Here is a 24,809-nt window from a genome sequence, read left to right as displayed (position 1 = left end):
GATTTGTCCGACGGGCTCGGCGCGTCTGAATCCCGGCTCTTCGGCCGGGATGACTGTCGAGCGCGCCCCTGCCGCTAGAAGCTCACCTTCGGCGCGCCCTGGTTTTCCGGCGCGGTCTCGAACGTCGCCATCGGCTTGGCCTCCGGATAGAGGAAGCCTGCGATCCACTTGCCCGGAATGGTCCTGAGCTCGGTGTTGTAGGCCTGGACCGCCTGGATGTAGTCGCGCCGCGCCACCGCGATGCGGTTCTCGGTGCCCTCGAGCTGGGACTGGAGCGCGAGGAAGTTCTGGTTCGACTTCAGGTCCGGATAGTTCTCCGAGACCGCGAGCAGCCGGCCGAGCGCGCCCGAAAGCTGGGCCTGGGCCTGCTGGAACTGCTTGACGGCTTCGGGGTCGGAGAGCTTCGAGGCGTCGATGGTCACCTGCGTGGCCTTGGCGCGCGCCTCCACCACCTCGGTCAGCACCTTCTCCTCCTGGCGCGCGAACCCCTTCACGGTCTCGACGAGGTTCGGGATCAGGTCGGCGCGGCGCTGATACTGGTTCTGCACCTCGGACCAGCGCGCCTTGGCCTGCTCCTCCAGCGTCGGAACGTTGTTGACGCGCCGCCGGCGAGCGAGACCGCAAAGCGCGAGAAGCGCCGCAAGGGCGAAGAGCCGGCGGAACGGCGCTGAAAGGGCGATGGCCATGGAGTCCTCCCGGGCGGCTGGCGGCGAAGAGGGTCGATTTGCGCAGGCGAATGTCAAGGGCGGGCGCGTCGATCAGGTCCGGCGGAACGCCAGATAGGTTCCCCGCCGGCCCTCGCGGATCGCCTTGCGCTCGTAACGGGTGCCGGGCCAGCCGGCGAACGGCTCGCGCCAGTCGGCGGGGCGCTCCGCGGTCCAGACGAAGTCGGGCGAGCGCGCGACATGCGCCAGCGTCCAGGACACATAGGTGTCGATGTCGGAGGCGAAGCGGAACAGGGAGCCGGGCTTCACGACCCGGGCGAGGCGGGCGAGGTTGCGGTCGTTGACGAAGCGGCGCTTCCAGTGGCGCGTCTTCGGCCACGGATCGGGATAGAGCAGGTCGACGCCCGTGAGCGAGGCCTCCGGCAGCCGGTCGAGCAGCAGCGTCGCGTCGTCGCCGAAGAGGCGCACGTTCTTGAGGCCAAGCCGCTCGACGCCCGCCACGCCCTTTGCGAGGCCGTCGAAGAACGGCTCGACCCCGATGAAGCCGACGTTCGGGGCCTCGCCGGCGCGATGAAGCAGATGCTCGGCGCCGCCGAAGCCGATCTCGAGCCGGACCTCGCCGACGGGAGAGTCGAACAGGTCCGTGAGGTCGGTCGGGAGCGTTTCAGGGTCGACGGACAGACGCGGCAGCGCGTCGGCCATCGTCTCGGCGCGGCCCTTGCGAAGCTGCTTGCCGTGGCGGCGGCCGAAGAACGAACCGTCGTAGCGGGGGGCTTCGGTCATCGGGGGCGTCTTGTGGAGATGCTGGCGGATCACGGGGTTCCGCCGCCGTCATTCCGGCCGAAAAGCCGGGATCCAGATCCGCGACGGGTCCGCGAACATTTGCGATGTCGACGTTTCCGGATCCCGGGTCAAGCCCGGGATGACCGCCGGCGCGCAGCTCGCCCGGCGGTCAACCGTTCTCGTGTCAGGCCAGCGCCGACTTCAGTTCGTCGACGAGGTCGGTCTTCTCCCAGGAGAAGCCGCCGTCGGCGTCGGGCTCGCGGCCGAAATGGCCGTAGGCCGCGGTGCGGGCGTAGATCGGCTTGTTGAGCGCGAGATGGGTGCGGATGCCGCGCGGAGAGAGGCTCATGACCTCGCCCAGCACCTTCTCGAGCTTGGCCTCGTCGACGCGGCCGGTGCCGTGCAGGTCGACATAGATCGACAGCGGCTCGGAGACGCCGATCGCGTAGGAGAGCTGGATCGTGGCGCGGTCGGCGAGATCGGCCGCGATCACGTTCTTGGCGAGGTAGCGGGCCGCGTAGGCCGCCGAGCGGTCCACTTTGGTCGGGTCCTTGCCCGAGAAGGCGCCGCCGCCGTGCGGGGCCGCGCCGCCGTAGGTGTCGACGATGATCTTGCGGCCGGTGAGGCCGGCGTCGCCGTCAGGGCCGCCGATCACGAACACGCCGGTCGGGTTCACGTGCCAGACGGTCTCGTCGGAGATCCAGCCCTCGGGAAGGGTCTCGCGGATGTACGGCTCGACGATCTCGCGAATGTCCTTCGACGACTGGTTCTCGTCGGTGTGCTGGGTCGAGAGCACGATCGAGGTGACGCCGACCGGCTTGCCGTTGGCGTAGCGCACCGTGACCTGGCTCTTGGCGTCCGGGCCGAGCGTCGGCTGCTCGCCCGAGTGGCGCACTTCGGCGAGGCGCTTCAGGATGCCGTGCGAGTAATGCAGCGGCGCCGGCATGAGGCTCGGCGTCTCCTTGCAGGCGTAGCCGAACATGATGCCCTGGTCGCCCGCGCCCTCGTCCTTGTTGCCGGAGGCGTCGACGCCCTGCGCGATGTGCGCGGACTGGGCGTGCAGATGGCAGGCGATGTCGGCGTTCTTCCAGTGGAAGCCGTCCTGCTCGTAGCCGATGTCCTTGATGGCGGCGCGCGCCGCCTCGATCAGCTGCTCCTTGGTGATGGAGTCAGGACCGCGCACCTCGCCCGCGATCACGACGCGGTTGGTGGTGCAGAGCGTCTCGCAGCCCACGCGGGCTTCCGGATAGGCGCCGAGATAGATGTCGACCACCTCGTCGGAGATGCGGTCGCTCACCTTGTCGGGATGGCCCTCGGAGACGGATTCAGACGTGAAAAGATAGTCGGCGCGGGCCAAAGGACGTTCTCCCCTCGATCGGCCGAACGACGGAAACGTTCGGTCTTACGAACGATGATTGTCATCCCAGAAGGGCGGAGCAGGGTCAAGCGGTTGCGCGCGTTCGCCGCAACCGCGAAGCCGGCGGATCAGTTGGCCGGCTGGTCCGCGAGGGCGGCGACGAGGTCGACGATCTTGCGCCGCACCTTGGGATCGGAGATCCGCACGAAGGATTTGTTGAGCTGGAGGCCTTCGGTCGTGGTCAGGAAGTCGACCACGTAATCCGACCCCTGGGATTCGCCGAAGCCGCCGGCCTTGATCTCGGAGCCGGGAGCGTCCTCGAAGAAATAGGACACTGGCACGCCCATGACGGTCGAGATCTGCTGCATCCGGCTCGCGCCGATGCGGTTGGTGCCTTTTTCGTATTTCTGGATCTGCTGGAAGGTGATCCCGAGCGCTTCGCCCAGTTTTTCTTGGCTCATGCCAATCAAGACACGCCTCATTCGTACCCGAGAACCGACGTGCTTGTCGATCGGGTTGGGCGTTTTCTTAATCATCAAGTTCTCCTCGCAACCTGATCGTGCGGCGTCGCCCCGCCGAAGATCTCCTCGTCCAGACGCCCGCGCGAACAGGCCGCGGGCGCAACCCGCGCCGCCCTGCGGCATGTGGCGTACATGGTCATTTCGTCTAAGCCTTGTCAAACGCGAGATCGTCTTGCGAAGACAAGACACAGAAAAACGACCGGGAAAGCCAAATGAAGCAAACCATGGGTCGCGACGAACACCGTCGACTCAATCGGAAGAGGCAGCAACGCGTCGACGACGCGGCGTTCGCCGAGTTTCGCCGCGGCGACGATTCTGCCGTGTGAATCGACGATCGACGAGATCCCGCCATTCGCCGAGCGCACCATCGGCAGGCCCTGCTCGATCGTGCGGACCCGCGCCTGGGCGGCGTGCTGATAGGGGCCGGGCGTGCGCCCGAACCAGGCGTCGTTGGTGACGTTCAGCAAGAAGTCGGGCCGCTGGTCGCCCTCCACCTCCTCGGGAAAGATCGCCTCGTAGCAGATCAGCGGCCGGAAGCGCTTGCCGTCCGGCAAAGCGATCACCGCGCGCCGGTCGCCGGTGGCGAAGCCGCCGCGCTGGCGGGTGAGCGCCTCGAGCCCGATCGCCTCGAGCGCGGACTGGAACGGCAAGTATTCGCCGAACGGGACGAGGTGGATCTTGTCATAGGTGCCGCGGATCGAGCCGTCGTCGCCCACGACGTGGATCGAGTTCCAGAAGTCCGCCTCGCCGGACTCGTCGGGCCGGCGTTCGCCCCGCACCGAGCCGGTGACGAGCGCGGCCCCGGGCGCGAGGCTCGAGCCGATCCGGGCGAGCGCGTCGGGCGTGCGGGAGAGCATGAAGGGGAAGGCGGATTCCGGCCACACCACAAGGCGCGTCTGAGAAGCCGCGGTGGCGCGGGTCCTTCGCCTCGTCGGTCAGCGCCATATAGGCGTCCATGATGGTGTCGCGGGCGCTGTCCTGGGACTTCATGTCCTGCGGGATTTCGGGCTGAAGCACCCGGACGTCATCTTCTCGTCGAAGGCCGCAGGCGACCACGCGAGCCGCGCCGCGCCGAAGCCCGCCAGCGCGACGAGCGTCGCGAGCGCTGTGACGAGATATGATTTCGCCGGCTTAGGATCGGCGAGCAGCGCCGGCGCGGCGAAGATCGCGAGCGCCAGATAGGTCAGCCCCTCGACCCCGATGACCGAGGCGAACTGGCCGAACCACGCCTGGTCGGCGAGCGCATAGCCGAAGGAGTTCCAGGGAAAGCCTGTGAAGACATGCCCGCGGGCGAGTTCGCCGAGCCCGAGCGCGGCCGCGAAGGCGAGCGCGCGCCGACAACCCGGCGTCCAGATCAGGCGCGCGAAGGCGAAGGCGGCCGCATGGAAGATCGCAAGAAGCGCCGGCAGGCCGGCGACCGCGAACGGCAGCAGCCAGCCGAACACGTCGGCGTCGACGAGAAACGCCGAACCGATCCACCAGAGGCCTGCGAGGAAATAGCCGAAGCCGAACGCGAAGCCGATCGCGGCCGCCGCGCGCGCTGCTCCAGCGGCTTGGTCCCGACGCGCCGTCGATCAGCCAGACGGCGACCGGAAAGGTGACGAACAGCACCGGCCAGGCCGAAAAGGGCGGCATGGCGAGCGCCGACAGCGCGCCGGCCGCGAGCGCGATCGCGGCCGACATGCGGCCTCGCGCGAGCGTCACTCGGGCGGCGAAGGCGGAGACCGACTCGAGAATGCGGCTCATGCCGGGCCCCGGAACGCGCGAGAACGTCAGGCCGCGTCGGCGGCGTCTCCCGGCCTATCCGATTCGCCGGCCTCGCGCTCGGGCCCTGCGGCGATCCCGACTTCGATCACGCGCCTCGGATCGGCCGCGCGGACCGTGAGCCGGTGGCCGCCCGGGCCCTCGATCTCGTCGCCCTCGGCCGGCACGCGGCCGGCGAGCGTCACCACGAGGCCGCCGCGTGTCGACTTCGTCCTCGAAGGCCGCGACGTCGAAGCTCGGGCCGACGGCCTCGGCCACCTCGTCGAGCGGGGCGCGCGCGTCGGCGATGAAGCCGCCGTCGCCGTCGGCGCGGATCGAGGCCACCGCCTCGTCGTCATGCTCGTCCTCGATGTCGCCGACGATCGTCTCGACCAGATCCTCGATCGTCACGAGACCGTCGACGCCGCCATATTCGTCGACCACGAGCGCGAGATGCTGGTGCATCGACTGCATGCGGGTGAGCAGGTCGGTCGCGGCCATCGAGGGCGGGGCGAAGATCACCGGCCGCACCACGTCGCAATCGGCGATGCGGGCGCCGAGATCGACGGCGGCGGCGTTGAATTCATGAGCCGCGCCCTGCGCCCCTTGGGCGAACAGCGCGAGCGCGTCCTTCACATGGACCATGCCCTTTGGCTCGTCGAGCGAACCGTTGTGCACCGGCAGCCGGGAATGGCCGCCTTCCGCGAAGGTGAGCAGAAGCTGGCCGAGCGTGTCCTCGGACACCGCGACGATGTCGGCGCGATGCACCATCACGTCGTCGACGCGGGTGCCGCGCAACGCCAGAACGTTGCGCAGCAGCGCGCGCGCCGAGACCGAAAGGTCGTCGGCGTCGCCCTCGAGCGCCTCGGCGATGTCGTCGCGGGCGGTCGGATGCGTCCCGAGCCCGACGAAGTCCCGGAGCCGTTCGAACCAGTTATCCCTGATTTCAGGTTCGGCGATGAGAGCGGCGCCGGGGCGCAATGGTCGGTCTGTCGAAGACATCTGGTCCGTGCGGATCGGGTCTGGTCAGGTCAGCGCGTCGAGCGCGTAAGGGTCGGGAACGCCGAGGCGCGCGAGCGCGCGGGTCTCGAGCGCCTCCATCTCCTCGGCCTCGTCGTCGTCGAGATGGTCGTGGCCGAAGAGATGCAGCACGCCGTGGACGACGAGATGGGAGACGTGGTCGGAGAGGCTCTTGCCCTCCTCCCGCGCCTCGCGCTCGACGGTCTCGAAGGCGAGGATGACGTCGCCGAGCATCGGCGCGTCTGCCGTCTCGTCGGGCTCGACGGCGGGGAAGGTCAGCACGTTGGTGGGGGTCGGCTTGTCGCGCCATTCGCCGTTCAATTCGGCGACGCGCGCGTCGTCGGACAGCGTCACGGCGAGTTCGGCGTCGGGAAGCGCTTTCAGCTTCGCTTCCGCGAAGGCCGCGACGACCGCGGCCGCGACGACGGCTCGGCTTGCGGAAGAGCGTCCCAAAGGTCTGTGTCGCGCACGGTCTCGAGCGCGACGGGAGTAGATCGGTCCGGGCTCATGGCTCGTCGTTCAAGGTCTTCTTGGCCGCGCTCAAACTTTCGGGCTCTGGTGCGCGCCCTCATAGGCTCGCACGATACGCGCGACCAACTCGTGACGTACCACGTCCTGCGCTGAAAATCGCGTGACGCCGACGCCTTCGACGTTTTCGAGCAGGCCGATGGCCTCGGCGAGGCCCGACACCTGGCCCGGCGGAAGGTCGATCGGGTCGGGTCGCCGGTGATGATCATGCGGCTGTTTTCGCCAAGGCGCGTCAGAAACATCTTCATCTGCATGGACGACGTGTTCTGCGCCTCGTCCAGCAGCACCACGGCGTTTGCGAGCGTGCGGCCGCGCATGAAGGCCAGCGGCGCGATCTCGATCATGCCCGAGGTCATGCCGCGCTCGACCTTTTCGGGCGGCATCACGTCATAAAGCGCGTCGTAGAGCGGGCGGAGATAGGGATCGACCTTCTCCTTCATGTCGCCGGGCAGGAAGCCGAGCCGCTCGCCGGCCTCGACGGCCGGACGCGAAAGGATGATGCGGTCGGCCTCGCCGCGCTCGATCAGCGCCGCGGCCCAGGCGACGGCGATGTAGGTCTTGCCGGTGCCGGCGGGGCCCGTCGCGAAGCAGAGCTCGTGCTTGCCGAGCGCGCGGATATAGGCGTCCTGGGCTGCGGTTCGCGCAACGATGGTCTTCTTGCGGGTCGAGACCTGCGCGAAGCCGGGCCGGGCGAGATCGCCCTCGGCGGGCGGAAACAGCGACCCTTGCGAGAGCGTCATGCGGATCGCGCCGTCGACGTCGCCGAGCGCCACCTGCTCGCCGCGGCGGACGCGGTCATAAAGGCTCTCGAGCACCTTCTTGGCCTGTTGGCAGGCGTCCGCCGGGCCGCGGATCGCCACGTGATTGCCCCTGACCGTCGCCTCGACGCCGAGCCGGCGCTCGAGGAAGGCGAGGTTCTGGTCGTGGCTGCCGAACAGGCTCGAGGCGTGCCGGTTGTCCTCGAAGGCGATGGTGACTTCGGCGGGCGACGCCTCGGTCCCGGGCGAAGCCCGGCTTGCGCGGCCGGGCCGCGGCGCTTGCGCTCTTCAAGGGGTCGAAGCCCCGCACATTTGTCTCCGCCGTCAAGCGGTGGCCTCCGCGAGCTGTGGAATTGCTCCGCGCGCGCGCCCGCGGGCGCGGCGAACAGGCTGTTGGCGCCGGCGCCCGTCACGTCGACTTCGACGAGGTCTCCGGGGGCGGCGTCGCAACTCTCGATCTGGACCGGGATGAGGTAGGGCGAGCGCCCGCCCATCTGGCCGGGATGGCGTCCGGCCCGCTCGACCAGCACCTCGAGCCGGCGTCCGACCAGCGAGCGCTGGAACGCGGCCTGCCGCTCGGAGATGCGCGCTGAAGCCTGGCGAGCCGCTCGCTCATGACCTCGTCGGGCACCTGCCCGGCGCGGCCGGCCGCGGGGGTGCCGGGCCGCGGCTGTATTTGAACGTGAAGGAGGCCGCGTAGTCGGCCGCCTCGACGATCGCCATCGTGGTCCTCGAAGTCTGCGTCGGTCTCGCCGGGGAAGCCCACGATGAAGTCGCCCGAAAGCGCGAGATCGGGCCGAGCCTCGCGGATGCGGCCGATCAGCTCGACATACTCCGCGCCGGTGTGCCGCCGGTTCATGGCCTTGAGGATGCGGTTAGAGCCCGACTGCACGGCAGGTGCAGATACGGCATCAGCTTGGGCAGGTCGCGATGGGCCGCGATCAGGTCGTCGCCGAAATCGCGCGGGTGGCTCGTGGTGTAGCGCAGCCGCGCGATCCCATCGATCTCCGACAGTCTTTCGAGCAGGCGCGCCAGCGTCCATGGCCGCCCGTCCGGACCTTCGCCGTGATAGGCGTCGACGTTCTGGCCGAGCAGGGTGATCTCGCGCACGCCCGAACCGGCGAGACGCTCCGCCTCGCCGAGCACCTGGGCGACCGAACGCGAGACTTCAGCGCCGCGGGTGTAGGGCACGACGCAGAAGGTGCAGAACTTGTCGCAGCCTTCCTGCACCGTGAGGAACGCGGAGACCGCAGGCGCGCGCGCCGGCCGCATGGCGGGCCTGGCGAGCGCCTCGAACTTCTTCTCGACCGCGAATTCCGTGTCGACCGGCCGCTCGCCGGCGCGGGCCTTGGCGATCAGCTCGGGCAGGTTCTGGTAGCTCTGCGGCCCGACCACGAGGTCGACGATGGGCGAGCGCTTGAGGATCTCGGCGCCTTCGGCCTGCGCGACGCAGCCCGCGACCGCCACGATCGGCCGGCGTCCGGCCTCCTGGGCTGCTTTGCGGATGCGGCCGAGCTCCGAATAGACCTTCTCGGCCGCCTTCTCGCGGATGTGGCAGGTGTTGAGCACGATGACGTCGGCGTCGTCGGCGCTCTGCGTCGTCGAGAAGCCTTCCGCGCCGAGCGCGTCCGCCATGCGGTCCGCGTCGTAGACGTTCATCTGACAGCCGTAGGATTTGACGAAGAGCTTTTGGGTACGGGCTGTCATTCGGCTCTGCGGGTCGGTCCTTCAGGCTGGCGCGGGCGTCATCGCGCCGTTCGACCCCAAAGCCTTAACCTGAAACGCATGACGAGAGAATAGCGCCGGCGCCGCTCGTCACAGGCGTGGGTGAAGTGAGACAGCGCAAGTTTATGGAAAGCGCGGCGCTCGCCCCCTCCCCGTCCTCCGGACGGTCCCCCTCCCGCGTCTTCGACAGGGGAGGATCCGCGCACGATGCGCCGCGCCCTCTTGATCCTCCTCTGCGCAGCGGAGGAGGGGGACCATCGCGATAGCGATGGGGGAGGAGGCGAACGCCGCCCTCACTTCCCGATGCAGAACGACGAGAACACCCGCCCCAGGACCTCCTCCACCCCGATGCGGCCGGTGATGCGGCCGAGTTCGGCGGCGGCGGTTCGCAGGCGTTCGGCGAGAAGCTCCTCGGGCAGCGCGCTCCACCGTCCCAGCGCCGCGTCGAGCTCGGCCGCGACGGCGCGCAGCGCGTCGCGATGACGGGCGCGGGTGAGGCCAGGGGCCTCGGCCGTCCCGAGCGCCGTCGAGGCCGCTCGCCCCAGCGCTTCAGCGAGTTCGTCGAGCCCCTCGCCGGTCTTTGCGGACACGCGGCGGCGATCGTCGGCCGGTCCGGACGCGAGATCCGCCTTGCCGGCGATCCGCCACAGTTCGCGAGCCTCGATCGCCGGCGGCTCCTGCGGCGCGGCGGCGTCCTCGAGCCAGAGCACGAGATCGGCCGCTTGGCCTTGCGCCTCCGCGCGGCGAACCCCCTCGCGCTCGGCGAGATCCTGCGCGTCCCGAAGTCCGGCGGTGTCCGCCACGACCACCGGGTAGCCGCCGAGATCGAGCCGCGCCTCCAGAACGTCGCGGGTGGTACCGGGCGCTTCCGTGACGATCGCGATCTCGCGCCGCGCGAGCGCGTTCAGAAGCGACGACTTTCCGGCGTTCGGCCGTCCCATCAGCGCGACCCGGAACCCCTCGCGCAGGCGCTCGGCCCGGGTGTCGGCGAGCGCGGCGGCGATCTCCTGCGCGAGCGCCTCGACGTCTTGGCGGGCCGCGGCGCGCGTCTCTTCCGGGACGCCGTCCTCGTCGGAGAAATCGATCCCGGCCTCGACCAGCGCCATCGCGCCGACGAGCCGTTCGCGCCAGCCCTCGACGAGCGCCGACAAGGCCCCCTCGCTCTGCAGGATCGCCTGCCGGCGCTGGGCCTCGGTCTCGGCCTCGAGCAGATCGGCGAGCCCTTCGGCTTCGGCGAGGTCGAGACGCCCGGCCGCGAAGGCTCGGCGGGTGAACTCGCCGGGTTCGGCGGCCCGCAGTCCCGGCAGCGCGAGCAGCGCGTCGAGCGCCGCCGCCACCACCGCTCGGCCGCCATGGAGATGGAGTTCGGCGAGATCCTCGCCGGTGGCCGACGCCGGACCCGGGAACCAGAGCGCGAGTGCGCGGTCGATCAGCCTTTCGTCACGCGGGTCGCGCAACGCCCGAAGCGCGGCGCGGCGCGGTTCGGGCCGCCGTCCCGCGAGCGCGTCGAGCGCCTCGCCGGCGGCCGGACCCGACACGCGGATGACCGCGATCGCCGCGCGCCCGGCGCGGTCGAGACGGCCGCGATGGTGTCGCGGGAGGGAGAGAGCCGATCGTTCATGCCGAATAGGCTGTGACGGTTTGGAGAGCCTCGCGCCAGCCCCCTCCGCCGCTTCGCAGGGGAGGATCCCCGCACGGATGGCAGCGCCTTCCTTGATCCTCCTCTGCGAAGCGGAAGAGGAGGACCATGGGCGAAGCCCATGGTGGAGGAGGCTGGAGCCGCGTTTTCCGGCGGCCGACAGCTTTACGCCCGGGCACCCCACCCGACCCCGCAGTCGCGGGGCCGCCCTCCCCTCTGCGAGGGAGGGAAAAACGAGCGGGGGAGACGCGCGTTCTTATCGAGGCGCCGTCACATCCCACCCTTACAAAGCCCAAAAAGTCGGGACAGCATTCGGACGACGTCACGTTCTGAAACCGATCCCGGCTCGGCCTCCGGCCGCCCGGGATGACGCTTCGTCGCTCACCGCATCGACTGGCGAACCCGCGGCGCTTCGGGCACGAGGCGCGGGGCCGGCAGCGGGTCCATCCCGCGCGGGCGCTCCTCGACGACCGGCGCCGGTTCGTCGAGCGGGGCGGACTCCCGGCCGAAATCCTCGACCAGCGCGCGGCCCCGCTCGGGCGCCGCCGGCACCTCGGCCATCGGCTCGGCGTCGGGCGCGACCATGCCCTCCGGCTCCTGGAAGTCCACCTTGACGCCCGGAGACACCATGCCGGCGAGTTCGCGCGCGTCCCAGTTGGTCAGGCGCACGCAGCCATGGCTGTTGGTCTTGTCGATCTTGGACGGCTCGGGCGTGCCGTGCAGGCCGTAGGTCGGCTTGTCGAGCCCGATCCAGGTCGCGCCCACCGGGCCGTTGGGTCCCGGCGGCAGGCGAAGGGCCTTGGTGTTGGTCCCCTGCACGAAATTGACCTTCGGCCGGTACCAGTAGTCCGGATTGAGCGCGATCGCCTTCACCGCGTGGTGGCCGGTGGGGGACGGCGTGTCGGACGAGCCGATGGTCGCCGGATAGGCCACGATCAGCCGGTCCTGCGCGTCGTAGCCGCGGAGCTGCTTGCGCGCCTTGTCGGCCACGATGTGCGCGACCTTGGCCTTCAGCGGCTTGCCGACATTGGCCACCACGACGTCGACGCCGGCCTCGGCGAAGGTGACGTCGGGATTGAGGCGACGAAGAAAGGCCTCGTCCATGGAAGCGCTCGGCCAGCATCTCGGCGGCGTCGCGGTAGGACAGGCCCGGGAGCGCGGCCTGCTCGGCGTAGTCGTGCGGCATCGTCGGCACGAAGGGCCCGGCGACGTCCTCGGGCGTGATGGTGTAGGAGGCCAGAACCGGCTCGGCCGAGGTCGCTTCCAGCGCGGCCCACATCTCGGCGTCGATGACGCCGGTGACCGCGTGGCCCTTCATCTCCTGAAACGCCTTCACGGCCTTGACGACGTTGTCGCCCGCAAGGCCGTCGATCACGCCCGGCGAGGCGTTATTGCGGTCGAGCAGGACCTGCAGCTTGATCATGCGCGGGTCGGACTGCTGGCCCTTCGGATAGGGTCCTTGGTGAACACGGCGTCGTTGGCGAGCGTGATCAGCAGGTCGACCGGATAGCCGGCCGGCTGCGGGCTTGCGGCGCGGCGCGGCGCGGGGGCGTGCTGGGCGGGCGCGGCCGGCGCCGCGACCGGGGACTGAGCGGGAACGACGGGCGCCTGGTCGATCGCGCCGGTGTAGTCGACGTCGCGGACGCGGGCGCGGCGGGACTCTCCCGCCTCATGGGTCTCGCGCGACAGCAGGCCGCCGATCAGGTCGAGCGGCTCGGCGGTCGCGGGGCTCGCGCCCCCGATCGCGAACAGGGCCACGGCGATCCTCGAAAGTCGGCTCGTCATGGGCGTCGGTCCTCCGTCAGCGCGAGCCTTTTCGCGCCGGCAGGTCCGACAATCGCCCGACAAGGTAAACAAATTCCCGCCCCGCGCGAGGCGCGCGGCGTGCTCCGCGCCGCGATCCAGCAGGTCGACGGCGCGCGCCCACGTCGAAGTGATCGACGCCCTCGCGCGCCGGGAAGACGAGCGCGACGACGAGCGCGGGCATGATCGCGACGTTCGCCGCGGCGCCGATCTGGATCGGACCGCCGCCCGCCCCATATTGACCGAACGGTTCGGTCAATCGCATTATGCGCCGAAGATCCGTGCTTTGGGTTCGATCGCGCGCCTGCCCGGCGAGACGCCGCCCTCGCTGGCTTCGTTGCCGGCCTGCGCCGGATCGGCGAGATCGGGACGGCCAGTTCGAAGGAGTGACGCGCGGGCTCGCCCGCGCATCGAGACGAGATGCAGACCACGTTGGAAAAATCGTCCTCCGTCGAAGACGCGCTCGACAGCGCGAAGCGCCGGCAGGTGCTCGACGGCGCGCGCCAGGTGTTTCTGGCCCACGGCTTCGACGCCGCCTCGATGGGCGAGATCGCCAAGGCGGCCGGCGTGTCCAAGGGCACGCTCTACGTCTATTTCGAGAGCAAGGAAGAGCTCTTCGCCGAGCTCGTGAAGCGGCAATGCGCGCTCACCGCCGAGCGGCTGTTCGAGCTCGACGCCGACAATCACGACGTCCGCGAGGTGCTGCGGCGGCTCGGCGAGAGCTTCATCCACGCCATGATCGAGCCGAGCCACGTCTCGACCGTGCGCATGGTCATCGGCTCGGCGGAGCGGCGCCCGGAGATCGGCCAGCTCTTTCTCGACGCCGGTCCGCGCGCCGGGATCAAGCGGCTGTCGGTCTGGCTCGCCGCGAAGGTGGCGCATGGCGAGCTCGACATCGACGACGTCGAGGTCGCGGCCGCGCAGTTCCTCACCATGTGCCACTCCAAGGTGATGATGCCGGTCCTGATCGGCGGCGAGGCTCCGCCCCCGCCCGAGCGCCTCGCCTATCTGGTGGAGCGCGCCGTCGAGGTGTTCATGCGGGCCTACGCGCCTGCGGGACCGCAAGGCTGAGCGGCGAAATCGGCGTTGACCTTGCCGCCGCGAAGGCCGATGTCGCGCCCCATGAACGTTCGCAGCCGCCCGAAACTCCCGAAATGCTGAAGATCTGCCGCGATCTCGTCCTGACGTTCGGCGTCGCGGCGCTCGGGGCCGTTCTTCGCGATCGGCATGCCGGCGCCGGCGCTCGTCGGCTCCGTGGTGGTGACGAGCGCCGCCGCGCTCGCAGGCTTCGTGCGTCCGATCCCGCGCAAGCTGCGCGAGGTCGTGTTCGTGGTGCTCGGCGCCTCGATGGGCTCGGCTGTGACGCCCGACACCATCGAGGGCGTGATGAAGTGGCCTGGCAGCATGGTGGCGCTCGGGCTCGCGGTCGCCGCCATGGTGGCGGTCTCCTACCTCACCTTGCGCCGCGGCTTCGGCTTCGACCGCACCACCGCCTTCTACGCCTCCCCGCCCGGCGCGCTGTCGGCGATCCTCGTCATGGCCTCGACGACGGGCGCCGATATGAGCAAGGTCGCGGTGGTGCAGGTGTTCCGCGTGTTCGTGCTGGTGGCGGCGGTGCCTGCGGTCGTGACGATGACGGGCGCGCAGCCGGCCGTCGTCCACAGCCTGCCGCAGGCCGGCGCGCTGATGACCGCCGCGATCCTCGCGCTCGCCGCCGTCGGGGCCACGGTCGCCTATGTCATCCGGCTGCCGGCGGGCTGATGATCGGGGCCTTCATGGCGAGCGCCGCCGCGCATGCGACCGGGGTCATCGGCGTGAAGCTGCCCGACGTCGTGACGCTGCCCTCCTTCGTCGCGCTCGGCGCGATCGTGGGGACGCGGTTCTCGGGCCTGAAGCCGCGGGACATTCTGGCGCTGCTGAAGCCGACCGTCGCGTCCTTCCTCGCGGTGACGGCGCTCGCTCGTCTTCTCCTTCGGCGTCGGCTGGGCGCTCAATCTTCCGGCCGCGCAGGTCTTCGTCGCCTTCGCGCCCGGCGCGCTCGAGGCCATGATGCTGACCGCCTATCTGCTCGGCCTTGATCCGGCCTATGTCGGGGCCCATCACGTCGCGCGCTTCATCGCGCTGTCCTTCGCGGTGCCGATCGTCGCGCGCCTCATCGGCGCGGCGGCGGCGCGGCCCGACAAGTCTCCGCCCGTCGACGAAGACGTGTGAGGCGGAAGAGGAACTGTCCGCCGATCTGAAGCCTGAACCGGAAGCGTCTCACAGGCGGGTTCGCCTGAAGGCCGCTTCGTGCTATGTCCCGGCCACAAACGGCCTGAAGGCCCAGACTTCGACCTGTCTCCAGACCCCATGACCAACCTCGACATCGCCCATAGCAGCCGGCCGGCCCCGACCGTCGCGCCCGTCGCGGAGCCCGCGGCGAAGCCCTCGCTCGTCGGGATGACGCGCGCGCGGCTCGGCGAGGCGCTCGTCGAGGCGGGCGTGCCCGAGCGGCAGGTCAAGATGCGGTCGGCGCAGCTCAACCACTGGCTCCACAATCGCGGCGCGACCTCGTTCGACGCGATGACCAACGTCTCCAAGGATCTCCGCGCGGCACTCAGCCAGCGCTTCACGCTCGAACGCCCCGAGATCCTCACCGAGCAGATCTCCAAGGACGGCACCCGCAAGTGGCTGCTGCGCCTGCCCGCCCAGGGGCCGCGCCAGCGCCCGGCGGACGTCGAGGTGGTGTACATCCCCGAAGAGGGGCGCGGCACGCTCTGCGTCTCGAGCCAGGTCGGCTGCACGCTCACCTGCACGTTCTGCCACACCGGCACGCAGGTGCTGGTGCGCAACCTGACCGCGGCCGAGATCGTCTCGCAGCTCATCGTGGCGCGCGACCGGCTCGGCGACTGGAACGCGGCCGCCCCGGACGGCGCGGTGGTGCCGACCGACGGCGGGCGCTTCGTCACCAACATCGTCTTCATGGGCATGGGCGAGCCGCTCTACAATCTCGACTCCGTGCGCGACGCCATCGAGGTGATGGCGGACGGCGAGGGCCTTGGCATCGGCCGCCGCAAGATCACGGTCTCGACCTCGGGCGTCGTGCCCGAGATGCGGCGCCTCGGCGAGGAGACCGGCGCGCAGCTCGCGATCTCGCTCCACGCGGCGCGCGACGAGCTTCGCGACGTCATCGTGCCGATCAACCGCAAATACGACATCAAGACGCTGCTCGAGGCCTGCCGGACCTATCCGGGCGCCTCGAACGCGCGCCGCATCACGTTCGAATACGTGATGCTGAAGGGCGTGAACGACAGCCCGGCCGAAGCGCGCGAACTCGTGCGGCTGCTCGCGGGGCTCCCCGCCAAGATCAACCTCATTCCTTTCAACCCCTGGCCGGGCTCGCCTTACGAGTGCTCGGACTGGGAGACGATCGAAAAATTCTCCGAGATCGTGTTCCGGGCGGGCTACGCCAGCCCCGTGCGCACGCCGCGCGGCCGCGACATCTCGGCGGCCTGCGGCCAGCTCAAGTCCGAGTCCAAGCGGCTCCGGGCGAAGGAGCGGGAGGCCATGGAGGCCGCTGAGTGATCGGCGTCCCGCGCATGCGCGACCGGACCGCCGCGTGAACGCCGACCGCGTGCTCGCGCGTCTCGCCGCCCGGCTGATCTTCGCGCCGCTCGGCTTCTGCTGCGGCGTCGTCGCGGGCTTCGTGTTGCTCGCGCTTGTCTCCGCCGAGCATTTCGACGCCATGTCGCTGTTTCCCGAGGACGTCATGATCCTCGGCTACGACCTCTCGGTGAACGCGCTTACGGTGATGCTGCTGTTCGCCCCGCTGATGGGCGCGCCCGCGATCGTCGCGGTGCTGATCGCCGAGATGTTCTCGATCCGCTCCTGGATCTATCACGCGGCGGCCGGCGCGGGCGCGGCGCTGATGCCGTGGTCGCTCGCGCCCACGAGCTTCGAGGGTCCGGCCTTCACGGCGCCCGAGATCCTCGCCGCAGGCTTCGTGGGCGGACTGACCCACTGGCTGATCGCCGGGCGCAGGTCGGGGCTCGGAGATCTGGAGACCGCTGCGGCGGACTCTGGAGACAAGCGCGGCTGAGCCGCAGCCCCTCATCCCGGGCTTGACCCGGGATCCAGAACCGACGCCGCAGCAGGATCTGGATCAAACGCCTCGGTTCTGGATCCCGGCTCTGCGGCCGGGATGACGACGAGGATCGCGCGCGAAACCGCAGCCCTTTGAGAACCGACGCGCCGGAACCACAGCCCTTCATCCCGGGCTTGACCCGGGATCCGGAACCGCCCCCGCGGCAGGATCTGGATCGAACGCCTCGGTTCTGGATCCCGGCTCTTCGGCCGGGATGACGGCGAGGATCGCGCGCGAAACCGCAGCCCGTCATCCCGGGCTCGACCCGGGATGACCCCAACGGCTCGCCGTCCATCGCGCAAACAAAAACGGCGCAGCTCGCGCCGCGCCGTTCGAAACACTGGCAGGAAGCAGAAGCTTACTCGGCGGCGGCCGCCGCAGCCTTGCCCTTCGGGGCAGAACCCTTCTGGCTCTTGTCCTGCTTCTCGACGATGCGGGCCGACTTGCCGCGGCGATCGCGCAGGTAATAGAGCTTGGCGCGACGGACCTTGCCGCGGCGCACGACCTTCACGCTGTCGATGAGCGGCGAGAAGAACGGAAACACGCGCTCCACGCCTCGCCGTAGGAGATCTTGCGGACCGTGAAAGTCTCGTTGAGACCGCCGCCGGACTTGGAGATCACCACGCCCTCATAGGCCTGAACGCGGACGCGCTCGCCTTCCTTGACCTTGACGTTGACCGTCACGGTGTCGCCGGGAGCGAAGTCCGGGATCTCGCGCTTGGAGGTCACGGCCTCCATCTGCTCGCGGTCGAGCTGTTCGATGATGTTCATAGCGTTATGTCTCCGCGTCTCCCGCGAAACGCGGGACGCACGAGAAGTTTCAGGGGAATCTCGTGATCGGCGGGTCTCCTACTCGGTTTCTCGCCGTTTGTCGACGCCTCCTGTAATGGATGCGACATATTTCGCCCAGAGGTCGGGCCTGCGCGCGCGCGTCGCCTGCAGAGAGGCGAGCCTGCGCCAGCGCGCCGTCGCCTTGTGGTCGCCCGAGACGAGCTCCGGCGGCACGCTGCGGCCCTCGAACTCCCGCGGCTTCGTGTAATGCGGGTGCTCGATCAGCGGCGCCTCGAAACTCTCGCTGTCGCCCGACGCCTCGTGGCCCATGACGCCGGGCAGCAGCCGCACGCAGGCGTCGAGCAGCAGCTGCGCCGCCGCCTCCCCGCCCGACAGCACCACGTCGCCGACCGAGACCTCCTCCAGCCCCCTCGCCTCGATCACCCGCTCGTCGACGCCCTCGAAGCGTCCGCAGACGATCACGACGCCCGGGCCGCTCGCGAGTTCGCGGATGCGCGCCTGGGCGAGCGGCGTTCCGCGCGGCGTCATGAGAAGCCGAGGACGGCCGTCGTCGCCGCCTGCATCGAGCGCGGCGGCCAGCACGTCGGCGCGCAGCACCATGCCGGGGCCGCCGCCCGCCGGCGCGTCGTCGACGGTGGCGTGGCGGTCGATCGCGTGCGCGCGGATGTCACGGGCGTCGAGCGACCAGGCGCGGCCGAGCGCCCGGCCGGCGAGCGCGTGGCCGAGGACGCCCGGAAACATCGCCGGGTAGAGTGTGAGGACTGCGGCGCGCCACATGGGTTCGGGGGTCGGCTTTCACGCGAAAGGGAACTTGGCGGGCCTCTATCGCCCGAAGCTTCCGCGTCGTCCACAGCATGGCGGGGCGGCTTTGTCCTCCCTCACGATTTCGACGCTTGTCGACGCGCGGGACCGGCTTACTCTCTCCATGTGAGCACGGCAGCAGCGATCGAGATCCGGCCTGCAAGCGCGGCGGACGCCGCATCGATCGCCGACGTTCACGACGCCGCCTGGCGCAACGCCTATCGCGGCCTCATCCCCGGACGAGAGCTCGAGCGTATGATCGAGCGGGCGGCCCCTCCTGGTGGTCGGGCGCGATCCGCCGCGGCAGCCGGCTCAATCTTTTGATGTTCGGCGGCGAGACGGTCGGCTACGCCTCGTCGGGCCGCAACCGCGCCTCGACGCTCGCGGTCGGCGGCGAAGTCTACGAGCTTTACCTCAAGCCCGAATATCAGGGTCTTGGCCTCGGCCGGCGCCTGTTCAATTCGGCCCGGCAGGACCTTGCGGCCCGCGGCCTCTCGGGCGCCGCCGCCTGGTCGCTCGCCGGCAACGACCCGGCCTGCGGCTTCTACGCCCGCCTCGGCGGCAAGCTCGCGGCCCGCGGCGTGGAGCTTCGGCGACGTGACGCTCGAGAAGTTCGCCTACGTCTGGCGCTGACCGCGCGTCTCGAACTCGTCCAGTCTGATCCCGTCGCCGTGAGGCGCCCTCGCTTCGCGGTCTGGTCGCTGGCGAGCCGCCATGCTCCGCGCTAGACCTTCGCGCCAACAGCTTTTCGAGGATGCGCCCATGTTCGTCGCGATGAACCGCTTCAAGGTGTTCAAGCCGGAGGCCGAGGCCTTCGAGACCGTCTGGCGCGAGCGCGACCGGCACCTGAACGAGGTCCCGGGCTTCGTGGAGTTCCACCTGCTTAAAGGCCCCCCCGACGACGAGACAGTGCTCTACGCCTCTCACACGATCTGGCGCTCGCGCGGCGACTTCGAGGCCTGGACGAAGTCCGAGGCCTTCCGCAAGGCGCACGCCTCGGCCGGCTCCAACAAGCCGATGTATGCCGGCCACCCGCAGTTCGAAGGTTTCGAGGCGGTGCTGGTCGAGAAGAAGGAGCGCGAGGCGGCCTGAGGACGCTCCCGGACGGTTCGGGCCTGGATCAGCCGCCTGCGCGCTTCGAGACGCCTGCCGAAGGGCAGGCTCCTCGAGCCATGAGGATCGTTGGAGCACGCCAAAACCCAACTGACCGGAACCACAAGCCTTTCTCATGCTGAGGAGCCGTCCGCGAGGACGGCGTCTCGAAGCACGCAGTCGGGTTCAGCCGAGCCTCAGTCGTCCGCGAGCTGAAACCGCTCGAAGCGCCCGAGCTCATCCTCGATCGCCCGCCTCAGCTCGCCGGTCTCCCCGGCGATCCACGTCCATTTCTGGATCAGCAGCTTCTTGGCCTTGCGATCCGTCTTAAGGTCGAGCGCGGCGACGATCCGGTCGCCGGCGAGCACCGGCAGCGCGAAATAGCCCAGCACGCGCTTGTCGGCCGGCGCATAGGCCTCGAAGCGGTGCTCGTAGCCGAACAGCGCCGCGAGGCGCTTGCGCTGGATCACCAGCGGGTCGAAGGGCGACAGGATGTGAACGCGTCCCGGATCGACGTCCGGCGACGGCGCCTCCAGATCCTTGGCGTCCGCCCAGAGCGCCGGCGCCTTCGCGCCCTCCATTTGGATCGGAACGAGCGTCCGGCGCTTCACGCCCGCCTCGATCAGCGGCGCGACGCCGGCCTTGGCCTTGGCGTCGCCGTAGCAGATCGAATCGAGGCTCACGAGGCTCTGGGCGCGCAGACCGCGGGCGAGCAGATACTGCGCCGTCTGCGCGTCGCTCGCCGGCCGCGGGCGGCGCTCCCAGCCGAAATGGCGGGCCGCGATCTCATAGGTCTTCAGCATGCCGTCGCGCCGGCTGATCGCGAGATCGCCGGCGTAGAAGCCGAAGCGCAGCGCGCCCTTGGACGGTTTCCGGCTGCCCCAGGGATGGGTCTTCTCCACCAGCACATCGTCGTCGATGTCGCGGATCGACAGCGCGCCCTCACGGCGGATGCGGGCGAGCAGCGCGGAGTAGGCGCGCGCGTCGGTCTCAGCCGCAAACGCCTTGGCCGGGTTCGCCCGATAGGCCTCCATCGCGCGGATGAAGAAGCGGAAGTCGGCGGTCGGCACATAGGACAGCGCATGCGTCCAATATTCGAACACCGACTTTTCATCCGTCTGCGCGGCCGCAAGGTCCGAGCGCCGGTACGCCGGGATGCGGCTGTAGAGGATGTGGTGGTGGCAGCGCTCGATGACGTTGATCGTGTCGATCTGGACATAGCCGAGATGTTCCACCGCCCGGCGCACGGCCTGCGGTCCCTCGCCGAACGGCGTCGCCTCGTCGAGCCGCTGCGCGCGCAGCCACATCGCGCGGGCGCGCAAGACGTCGATGGTCACGGGCTTGGCCTTCGCCATGGAGAACCTCGCGGGCTGGTTCAGGAGAGGCGTGACGACGCCCGCGGTCTAAGCTAACGCTGCGCCCCGGACAGACGACCCGGAGACCGCCATGATCGAGCCCGCCACCCTTCCCGCCCGCGATGCCATCGGCCGCCGGGTGGCCCGCATGATGCTGGAAGTCGGCGCGATCCATGTGCGGCCCGAAGAGCCGTTCATCTTCACCTCCGGCTGGGCGAGCCCGGTCTACACCGACTGCCGCAAGCTGATCTCCTATCCGCGGCTCCGCCGCCAGCTCATGGACGACGCCGCGGCCACCATCCTGCGCGAGGCCGGCTATGAGAGCCTCGACGCGGTGGCGGGCGGCGAGACCGCGGGCATTCCCTTCGCGGCCTGGATCGCCGACCGGCTGATGCTGCCGATGCTGTATGTGCGCAAGAAGCCCAAGGGGTTCGGGCGCAACGCCCGCATCGAGGGCGCGGGTCGAGGACGGCAAGCGCACCATTCTCGTCGAGGATCTCGCGACCGACGGCGGCTCCAAGGTCGCGTTCTGCGAGGCGCTGCGCGAGGCCGGCCAGATCGTCGAGCACGCCTTCGTGGTCTTCCACTACGGCATCTTCCCCGAAAGCCGCGCCACGATGGAGCGGATCGGCGTGAAGCTCACCGAACTCGCGACCTTCTGGGACGTGCTCGCGGTCATGAAGGAGGACGGCAAGGTCGACGCCAGCAAGCTCGCGGACGTCGAGTCGTTCCTGAACAAGCCGGCGGAATGGTCGGCGGCCCATGGCGGCAAGTCGAGTTTTGGAGACAAGTGACGGCGTCGCGCCAATAGGCGCGGCGGCGTCATCCCGGCCAAGCGCAGCGCGAGCCGGGATCGTCGTCCAGATAAGGCGTTCTTCGTTAATGGCGCCGCCGGCCCCCTCCACCGTCCTGCGGACGGTCCCCCTCCCCCGCTAACGCAGGGGAGGATCGGCGCACGAAGCGCCGCGCCTTCTTGATCCTCCTCTGCGAAGCGGAGGAGGGGGACCATCGCGAAAGCGATGGTGGAGGAGGCGCGGCGGCGACGTCTCACTCTCGCGAGCGCTAAGACCGCCCTCTTCCGGAGCACGATCCCGGCTCGCGCTGCGCTTGGCCGGGATGACGCCTCTGCCCTACTCCGCCGCCTCGCGCCGCAGCGGATTCGGCAGCGCCTGCGGGCCTTCGCCGAGCTCCATCTGCTCGAGCCTAAGACCCCGCCGCGAAATCTTGTCGGTCGAGATCGCGATCTGGTCGAGATCGCCCACCACCTGCCCGAAATGGGCCTTCAGCTTCTCCACCCGCTCGCCCACCCGGCGGACGTCGTCGAGCAACCGCCCGACCTCGGCCTGCAGGAGATGCGCCTGCTCGCGCATCGCGGCGTCGCGCGTCAGCCCCTGCACCACCTGAACCGCGAGCATCAGGAGCGACGGCGAGACGATCAGCACCCGGGCGCGATGGGCCCGGGCCACGACATCGTCGAAGCGCTCGGCGAGCTCGGCGTGGATCTGTTCCGACGGCACGAACAGCAGCGCGACGTCCTGGGTCTCGCCCGCCAGAAGATACTTCTGGCTCACGTCCGAGACGTGCTTGCCGAGATCGGCCCGCACCTTCGCTTCCGCCGCCTTCACCGCCTCCGGGTTTCTCGGCGACGCGCAGGCGCTCGAAGCCCTCGAGCGGAAACTTGGCGTCGACCGCAAGGCCGCGCGGGTCGCCCGGCAGGCGGATGATCGCGTCCGGCCGCACGCCCGTCGAGAGCTGCGCCTGAAAGGTCACCGCGGACGGGGGAAGCGCGTCCTTGAGGATCGCCTCCATGCGGCCCTGCCCGAAGGCGCCGCGGGCGGGCTTGTTGGCCAAAATGGCTTTCAGGTCCGTGACCTGCCCCGCGAGCGCGCCGATCGAGGCGCCGGCGGCGTCGATCACGGCGAGCCGGGCCTCGAGCTTCTTGAGCTGCTCGGCGGTCGCCTCGCCATTGGCGCTCAGCCCGTCGCCGACCCGCTGGCCGACCGCGTCGAGCCGCTCGGCCACCCCGCGAGCGAGGTCCGACTGGCGCTGGCCGAGCGCGGAGGCGAAGGCCTGCAGCCGTCCCGCGGCTTCCGCCTGAAGCCGTTCGATCGCCGCGAGCCGCTCCTCGGCCTCCCGCGCCTCGCGCCGTCGCGCGGCGCTTGAAGACATCAGCGTCAGCAGCACGAGCAGCAGCGCGCCCACCGCCGAGGCGGCCGCGAAGGCGAGGACCTCGGCGGTCGAAACCGGGTGGCCGGAAAGCGTGAAAAGGACGTCGCTGGTCATGTCGGGGCAAGCATCACAGGGAACAAATTAAGAACATGTTGACGCCCGCGCCGCAAGGCCTTAGTCGCGGGCGTCCTTTCCCATCGAACAGGTCGCGACCTCATGGCCGCCGAAAAAACTCGTCTACCTGCCCGACCCGAAGCTGCGCCGCGTCTCCGCGCCGGTCTCGCGCTCGGACGCCGAGCTGAAGGCGCTGGTCCAGACCATGTTCGACACGATGTACGACGCCGCCGGCATCGGGCTCGCGGCGATCCAGATCGGCGTCGAGAAGCGCGTGGTGACGATCGATCTCGCGGGCAAGGACGAGGAGCCGCAGCCGCTGGTGCTGGTCAATCCCGAGATCGTCACCGTGTCGGACGAGCTCTCGGTCTATGACGAGGGCTGCCTGTCGATCCCGGACTATTACGAGGAGGTCGAGCGCCCGGCCAAGGTTCTGGTGCGTTATCTCGACGTCGAGGGCGAGACCCGCGAGCTTGCGGCCGAGGGGCTGATGGCGACCTGCGCGCAGCACGAGATCGACCATCTGAACGGCGTGCTGTTCATCGACCACATCTCGCGCCTGAAGCGCGACCGGGTGGTGAAGAAGTTCGAGAAGGCCCGGGCGATGGGCGAGCTGCCGAGCTTTCCCAAGCGCGGCCGCGGCGGCGAGCCGGACGGCGACGAGGGCTGAGCGGCCATCGAGCGCCCGGCGCGGGAGACGCCGCCGTAGTCCCGGGCTTGACCCGGGACCCAGAACCGAAACGGTCGGCCGGTTTCGGCAAGGCCGGCGTTCATAGATCCCGGCTCTTCGGCCGGGATGACGGCTGAGGTCTCCGCGACTCCAAGGATCAAGCGATGCGCCTCGTCTTCATGGGAACGCCCGACTTCGCGGCCCCCGTCCTCTCCGAACTGGTCGGCCACGGCCATGAGATCGCAGCCGTCTTCACCCGCGCGCCGAAGCCCGCCGGGCGGCGCGGCATGGAGCTGACCAAGACGCCCGTGCACCAGCTCGCCGAAGGCTTCAATTTCCCGGTCTACACGCCGAAGACGTTCCGCGATCCCGAGACCATCGCGGCGTTCCGCGACCTCGAGCCGGAGGCCGCGATCGTGGTCGCCTACGGGCTGATCCTGCCGCCCGAGGCGCTCGCCGTCCCGCCAGCCGGCTGCCTCAACCTCCACGCCTCGCTGCTGCCGCGCTGGCGCGGCGCCGCGCCCATCCAGCGCGCCGTGATGGAGGGCGACGCCGAGACCGGCGTCATGGCGATGCGCATGGAGGAGGGTCTCGACACCGGCCCCGTGGCGATGGCCGAGCGCCTCGCCATCGGCCCGGACGAGACGTCCGGCGAGCTTCACGACCGGCTGAAGACCGTGGGCGCCGACCTGATGGCCCGCGCGGTCGCCGCGCTGGGCAAGGACGCGCTGTCGTTCCGCGAGCAGGCGGCGGACGGCGTCACCTATGCGGCCAAGATCGAGAAGGCCGAGGCGCGGATCGACTGGGCGAGCCCGGGTGCGGAGGTCCATGACCGCATCCGCGGCCTGTCGCCCTTCCCCGGCGCCTGGTTCGATCTTGGCGGAGAGCGCGTGAAGGTCCTGCGCTCGACGCTCGCCGACGGCGCCGGCGCGCCCGGCGAACTGTTGGACGAGCGCCTCACCGTCGCCTGCGGATCGGGCGCGGTGCGGCTTCTCGAGGTCCAGCGCGCCGGCAAGGGGCCGGTCCCGGCGGCGGCCTTCCTCAACGGCGCGCGTCTCGCGCCCGGGACGCTGCTCGGCTGATGCGGACGCCCCAGACCCAAACACGGCGTCTCCGCCCCCTCCCCCTTGTGGGGAGGGTAAGGATGGGGG

The 24,809-nt window shown here is 69.9% G+C and carries 20 protein-coding genes and 11 pseudogenes; 11 read left to right on the top strand and 20 right to left on the bottom strand.

Annotated elements, in window-relative coordinates:
- Positions 1-74: 74 nt before the first annotated feature.
- From K6K41_RS16260 to K6K41_RS16190, 14 genes and pseudogenes are all read right to left on the bottom strand, one after another.
- Positions 75-686, bottom strand: a complete 612-nt coding sequence (locus tag K6K41_RS16260) for a LemA family protein (RefSeq protein WP_261401374.1) — start codon at positions 684-686, stop codon at positions 75-77.
- Positions 687-758: 72 nt separating this feature from the next.
- Complete coding sequence (gene trmB, locus K6K41_RS16255; protein ID WP_261401373.1) at positions 759-1,448, bottom strand: tRNA (guanine(46)-N(7))-methyltransferase TrmB; 690 nt, start codon at positions 1,446-1,448, stop codon at positions 759-761.
- A gap of 184 nt (positions 1,449-1,632) precedes the next feature.
- Positions 1,633-2,805, bottom strand: a complete 1,173-nt coding sequence (metK, locus tag K6K41_RS16250; RefSeq protein WP_261401372.1) for a methionine adenosyltransferase — start codon at positions 2,803-2,805, stop codon at positions 1,633-1,635.
- A gap of 128 nt (positions 2,806-2,933) precedes the next feature.
- Positions 2,934-3,341, bottom strand: coding sequence for a helix-turn-helix domain-containing protein (locus tag K6K41_RS16245; protein WP_261401371.1), 408 nt, complete (start codon positions 3,339-3,341; stop codon positions 2,934-2,936).
- 140 nt (positions 3,342-3,481) lie between these two features.
- A pseudogene (gene lnt / locus K6K41_RS30515) lies at positions 3,482-5,072 on the bottom strand (apolipoprotein N-acyltransferase).
- A gap of 26 nt (positions 5,073-5,098) precedes the next feature.
- Positions 5,099-5,428 carry an HlyC/CorC family transporter associated domain-containing protein gene (locus K6K41_RS16230; RefSeq protein ID WP_261405760.1) on the bottom strand — a complete coding sequence of 110 codons (330 nt, stop codon included), beginning with the start codon at positions 5,426-5,428 and terminating at the stop codon, positions 5,099-5,101.
- A 79-nt stretch (positions 5,429-5,507) separates the two neighbouring features.
- Positions 5,508-5,840, bottom strand: a pseudogene (locus tag K6K41_RS16225) (CBS domain-containing protein); the annotation flags it as partial.
- Positions 5,841-6,095: 255 nt separating this feature from the next.
- The gene (gene ybeY, locus K6K41_RS16220; RefSeq protein WP_315855230.1) at positions 6,096-6,443 is read right to left on the bottom strand and encodes an rRNA maturation RNase YbeY; all 348 of its coding nucleotides are present in this window, start codon (positions 6,441-6,443) and stop codon (positions 6,096-6,098) included.
- A 186-nt stretch (positions 6,444-6,629) separates the two neighbouring features.
- A pseudogene (locus tag K6K41_RS16215) lies at positions 6,630-7,588 on the bottom strand (PhoH family protein).
- Positions 7,589-7,740: 152 nt separating this feature from the next.
- Positions 7,741-9,082: pseudogene (miaB, locus tag K6K41_RS16210) on the bottom strand (tRNA (N6-isopentenyl adenosine(37)-C2)-methylthiotransferase MiaB); the annotation flags it as partial.
- Between the two features lie 311 nt (positions 9,083-9,393).
- A pseudogene (mnmE, locus tag K6K41_RS16205) lies at positions 9,394-10,721 on the bottom strand (tRNA uridine-5-carboxymethylaminomethyl(34) synthesis GTPase MnmE).
- A gap of 399 nt (positions 10,722-11,120) precedes the next feature.
- The gene (locus tag K6K41_RS16200; protein ID WP_261401369.1) at positions 11,121-11,843 is read right to left on the bottom strand and encodes a L,D-transpeptidase; all 723 of its coding nucleotides are present in this window, start codon (positions 11,841-11,843) and stop codon (positions 11,121-11,123) included.
- A gap of 220 nt (positions 11,844-12,063) precedes the next feature.
- A pseudogene (locus K6K41_RS16195) lies at positions 12,064-12,162 on the bottom strand (peptidoglycan-binding domain-containing protein); the annotation flags it as partial.
- Complete coding sequence (locus tag K6K41_RS16190) at positions 12,159-12,524, bottom strand: hypothetical protein (protein ID WP_261401368.1); 366 nt, start codon at positions 12,522-12,524, stop codon at positions 12,159-12,161. The pseudogene K6K41_RS16195 and the gene K6K41_RS16190, both read right to left, overlap by 4 nt.
- A gap of 438 nt (positions 12,525-12,962) precedes the next feature.
- On the opposite strand from K6K41_RS16190, the gene K6K41_RS16185 reads away from it, so the two are divergent.
- A complete protein-coding gene (locus tag K6K41_RS16185) occupies positions 12,963-13,613 on the top strand; it encodes a TetR/AcrR family transcriptional regulator (RefSeq protein ID WP_261401367.1) in 651 nt (216 codons plus the stop codon).
- Here K6K41_RS16185 and K6K41_RS16180 read toward each other — a convergent pair.
- Complete coding sequence (locus K6K41_RS16180; RefSeq protein ID WP_261401366.1) at positions 13,586-13,771, bottom strand: hypothetical protein; 186 nt, start codon at positions 13,769-13,771, stop codon at positions 13,586-13,588. The two genes, K6K41_RS16185 and K6K41_RS16180, sit on opposite strands and share 28 nt — an antisense overlap.
- Here K6K41_RS16180 and K6K41_RS16175 point away from each other — a divergent pair.
- The 5 genes and pseudogenes from K6K41_RS16175 to K6K41_RS16155 all read left to right on the top strand — a co-directional run bounded on the left by K6K41_RS16175 (position 13,770) and on the right by K6K41_RS16155 (position 16,620).
- On the top strand, positions 13,770-14,303 hold the full coding sequence (locus K6K41_RS16175) for an AbrB family transcriptional regulator (RefSeq protein ID WP_261401365.1): 534 nt from the start codon (positions 13,770-13,772) through the stop codon (positions 14,301-14,303). The two genes, K6K41_RS16180 and K6K41_RS16175, sit on opposite strands and share 2 nt — an antisense overlap.
- Positions 14,303-14,620, top strand: coding sequence for an AbrB family transcriptional regulator (locus K6K41_RS16170; protein WP_261401364.1), 318 nt, complete (start codon positions 14,303-14,305; stop codon positions 14,618-14,620). Before K6K41_RS16175 ends, K6K41_RS16170 begins: the two co-directional genes overlap by 1 nt.
- Positions 14,559-14,753 (top strand): annotated as a pseudogene (locus K6K41_RS16165) (AbrB family transcriptional regulator); the annotation flags it as partial. The gene K6K41_RS16170 and the pseudogene K6K41_RS16165, both read left to right, overlap by 62 nt.
- Positions 14,754-14,891: 138 nt before the next feature.
- Positions 14,892-16,106 (top strand): dual-specificity RNA methyltransferase RlmN, encoded by a 1,215-nt coding sequence (rlmN, locus tag K6K41_RS16160; RefSeq protein ID WP_378145622.1) that lies wholly within the window; start codon positions 14,892-14,894, stop codon positions 16,104-16,106.
- A 34-nt stretch (positions 16,107-16,140) separates the two neighbouring features.
- Positions 16,141-16,620 (top strand): hypothetical protein, encoded by a 480-nt coding sequence (locus K6K41_RS16155; protein ID WP_261401363.1) that lies wholly within the window; start codon positions 16,141-16,143, stop codon positions 16,618-16,620.
- A 403-nt stretch (positions 16,621-17,023) separates the two neighbouring features.
- Here the strand turns inward: K6K41_RS16155 and rplS are convergent.
- Both rplS and trmD read right to left on the bottom strand, forming a co-directional pair.
- Positions 17,024-17,436 (bottom strand): annotated as a pseudogene (rplS, locus tag K6K41_RS16150) (50S ribosomal protein L19).
- 78 nt (positions 17,437-17,514) lie between these two features.
- The gene (gene trmD, locus K6K41_RS16145; protein ID WP_261401362.1) at positions 17,515-18,234 is read right to left on the bottom strand and encodes a tRNA (guanosine(37)-N1)-methyltransferase TrmD; all 720 of its coding nucleotides are present in this window, start codon (positions 18,232-18,234) and stop codon (positions 17,515-17,517) included.
- 150 nt (positions 18,235-18,384) lie between these two features.
- On the opposite strand from trmD, the pseudogene K6K41_RS16140 reads away from it, so the two are divergent.
- Both K6K41_RS16140 and hmuQ read left to right on the top strand, forming a co-directional pair.
- Positions 18,385-18,891, top strand: a pseudogene (locus K6K41_RS16140) (N-acetyltransferase family protein).
- A 129-nt stretch (positions 18,892-19,020) separates the two neighbouring features.
- Entirely contained in the window at positions 19,021-19,350 is a 330-nt protein-coding gene (gene hmuQ, locus K6K41_RS16135; protein ID WP_261401361.1) for a heme-degrading protein HmuQ, read from the top strand.
- 197 nt (positions 19,351-19,547) lie between these two features.
- On the opposite strand, the gene K6K41_RS16130 is transcribed toward hmuQ, so the two are convergent.
- Positions 19,548-20,705: a winged helix-turn-helix domain-containing protein gene (locus K6K41_RS16130; protein ID WP_261401360.1), complete on the bottom strand. Its 1,158-nt coding sequence runs from the start codon at positions 20,703-20,705 to the stop codon at positions 19,548-19,550.
- 91 nt (positions 20,706-20,796) lie between these two features.
- Here K6K41_RS16130 and K6K41_RS16125 point away from each other — a divergent pair.
- Positions 20,797-21,499 (top strand): annotated as a pseudogene (locus K6K41_RS16125) (orotate phosphoribosyltransferase).
- Between the two features lie 336 nt (positions 21,500-21,835).
- Here the strand turns inward: K6K41_RS16125 and rmuC (K6K41_RS16120) are convergent.
- Together rmuC (K6K41_RS16120) and rmuC (K6K41_RS16115) are read right to left on the bottom strand one after the other, a co-directional pair.
- Positions 21,836-22,309, bottom strand: coding sequence for a DNA recombination protein RmuC (gene rmuC / locus K6K41_RS16120; RefSeq protein ID WP_261401359.1), 474 nt, complete (start codon positions 22,307-22,309; stop codon positions 21,836-21,838).
- Positions 22,310-22,406: 97 nt separating this feature from the next.
- A pseudogene (gene rmuC / locus K6K41_RS16115) lies at positions 22,407-22,874 on the bottom strand (DNA recombination protein RmuC); the annotation flags it as partial.
- Between the two features lie 196 nt (positions 22,875-23,070).
- Here rmuC (K6K41_RS16115) and def point away from each other — a divergent pair.
- Together def and fmt are read left to right on the top strand one after the other, a co-directional pair.
- Complete coding sequence (gene def / locus K6K41_RS16110; RefSeq protein ID WP_261405758.1) at positions 23,071-23,658, top strand: peptide deformylase; 588 nt, start codon at positions 23,071-23,073, stop codon at positions 23,656-23,658.
- Between the two features lie 164 nt (positions 23,659-23,822).
- The gene (gene fmt, locus K6K41_RS16105; RefSeq protein ID WP_261401358.1) at positions 23,823-24,740 is read left to right on the top strand and encodes a methionyl-tRNA formyltransferase; all 918 of its coding nucleotides are present in this window, start codon (positions 23,823-23,825) and stop codon (positions 24,738-24,740) included.
- The last annotated feature ends 69 nt before the right edge of the window (positions 24,741-24,809 follow it).

Source organism: Chenggangzhangella methanolivorans, from assembly GCF_019797865.1.
Lineage (GTDB): Bacteria > Pseudomonadota > Alphaproteobacteria > Rhizobiales > Methylopilaceae > Methylopila > Methylopila methanolivorans.
The sequence above is the reverse complement of the archived record's forward strand: the minus strand, read 5'-3'. Positions and strand labels throughout refer to the sequence as shown.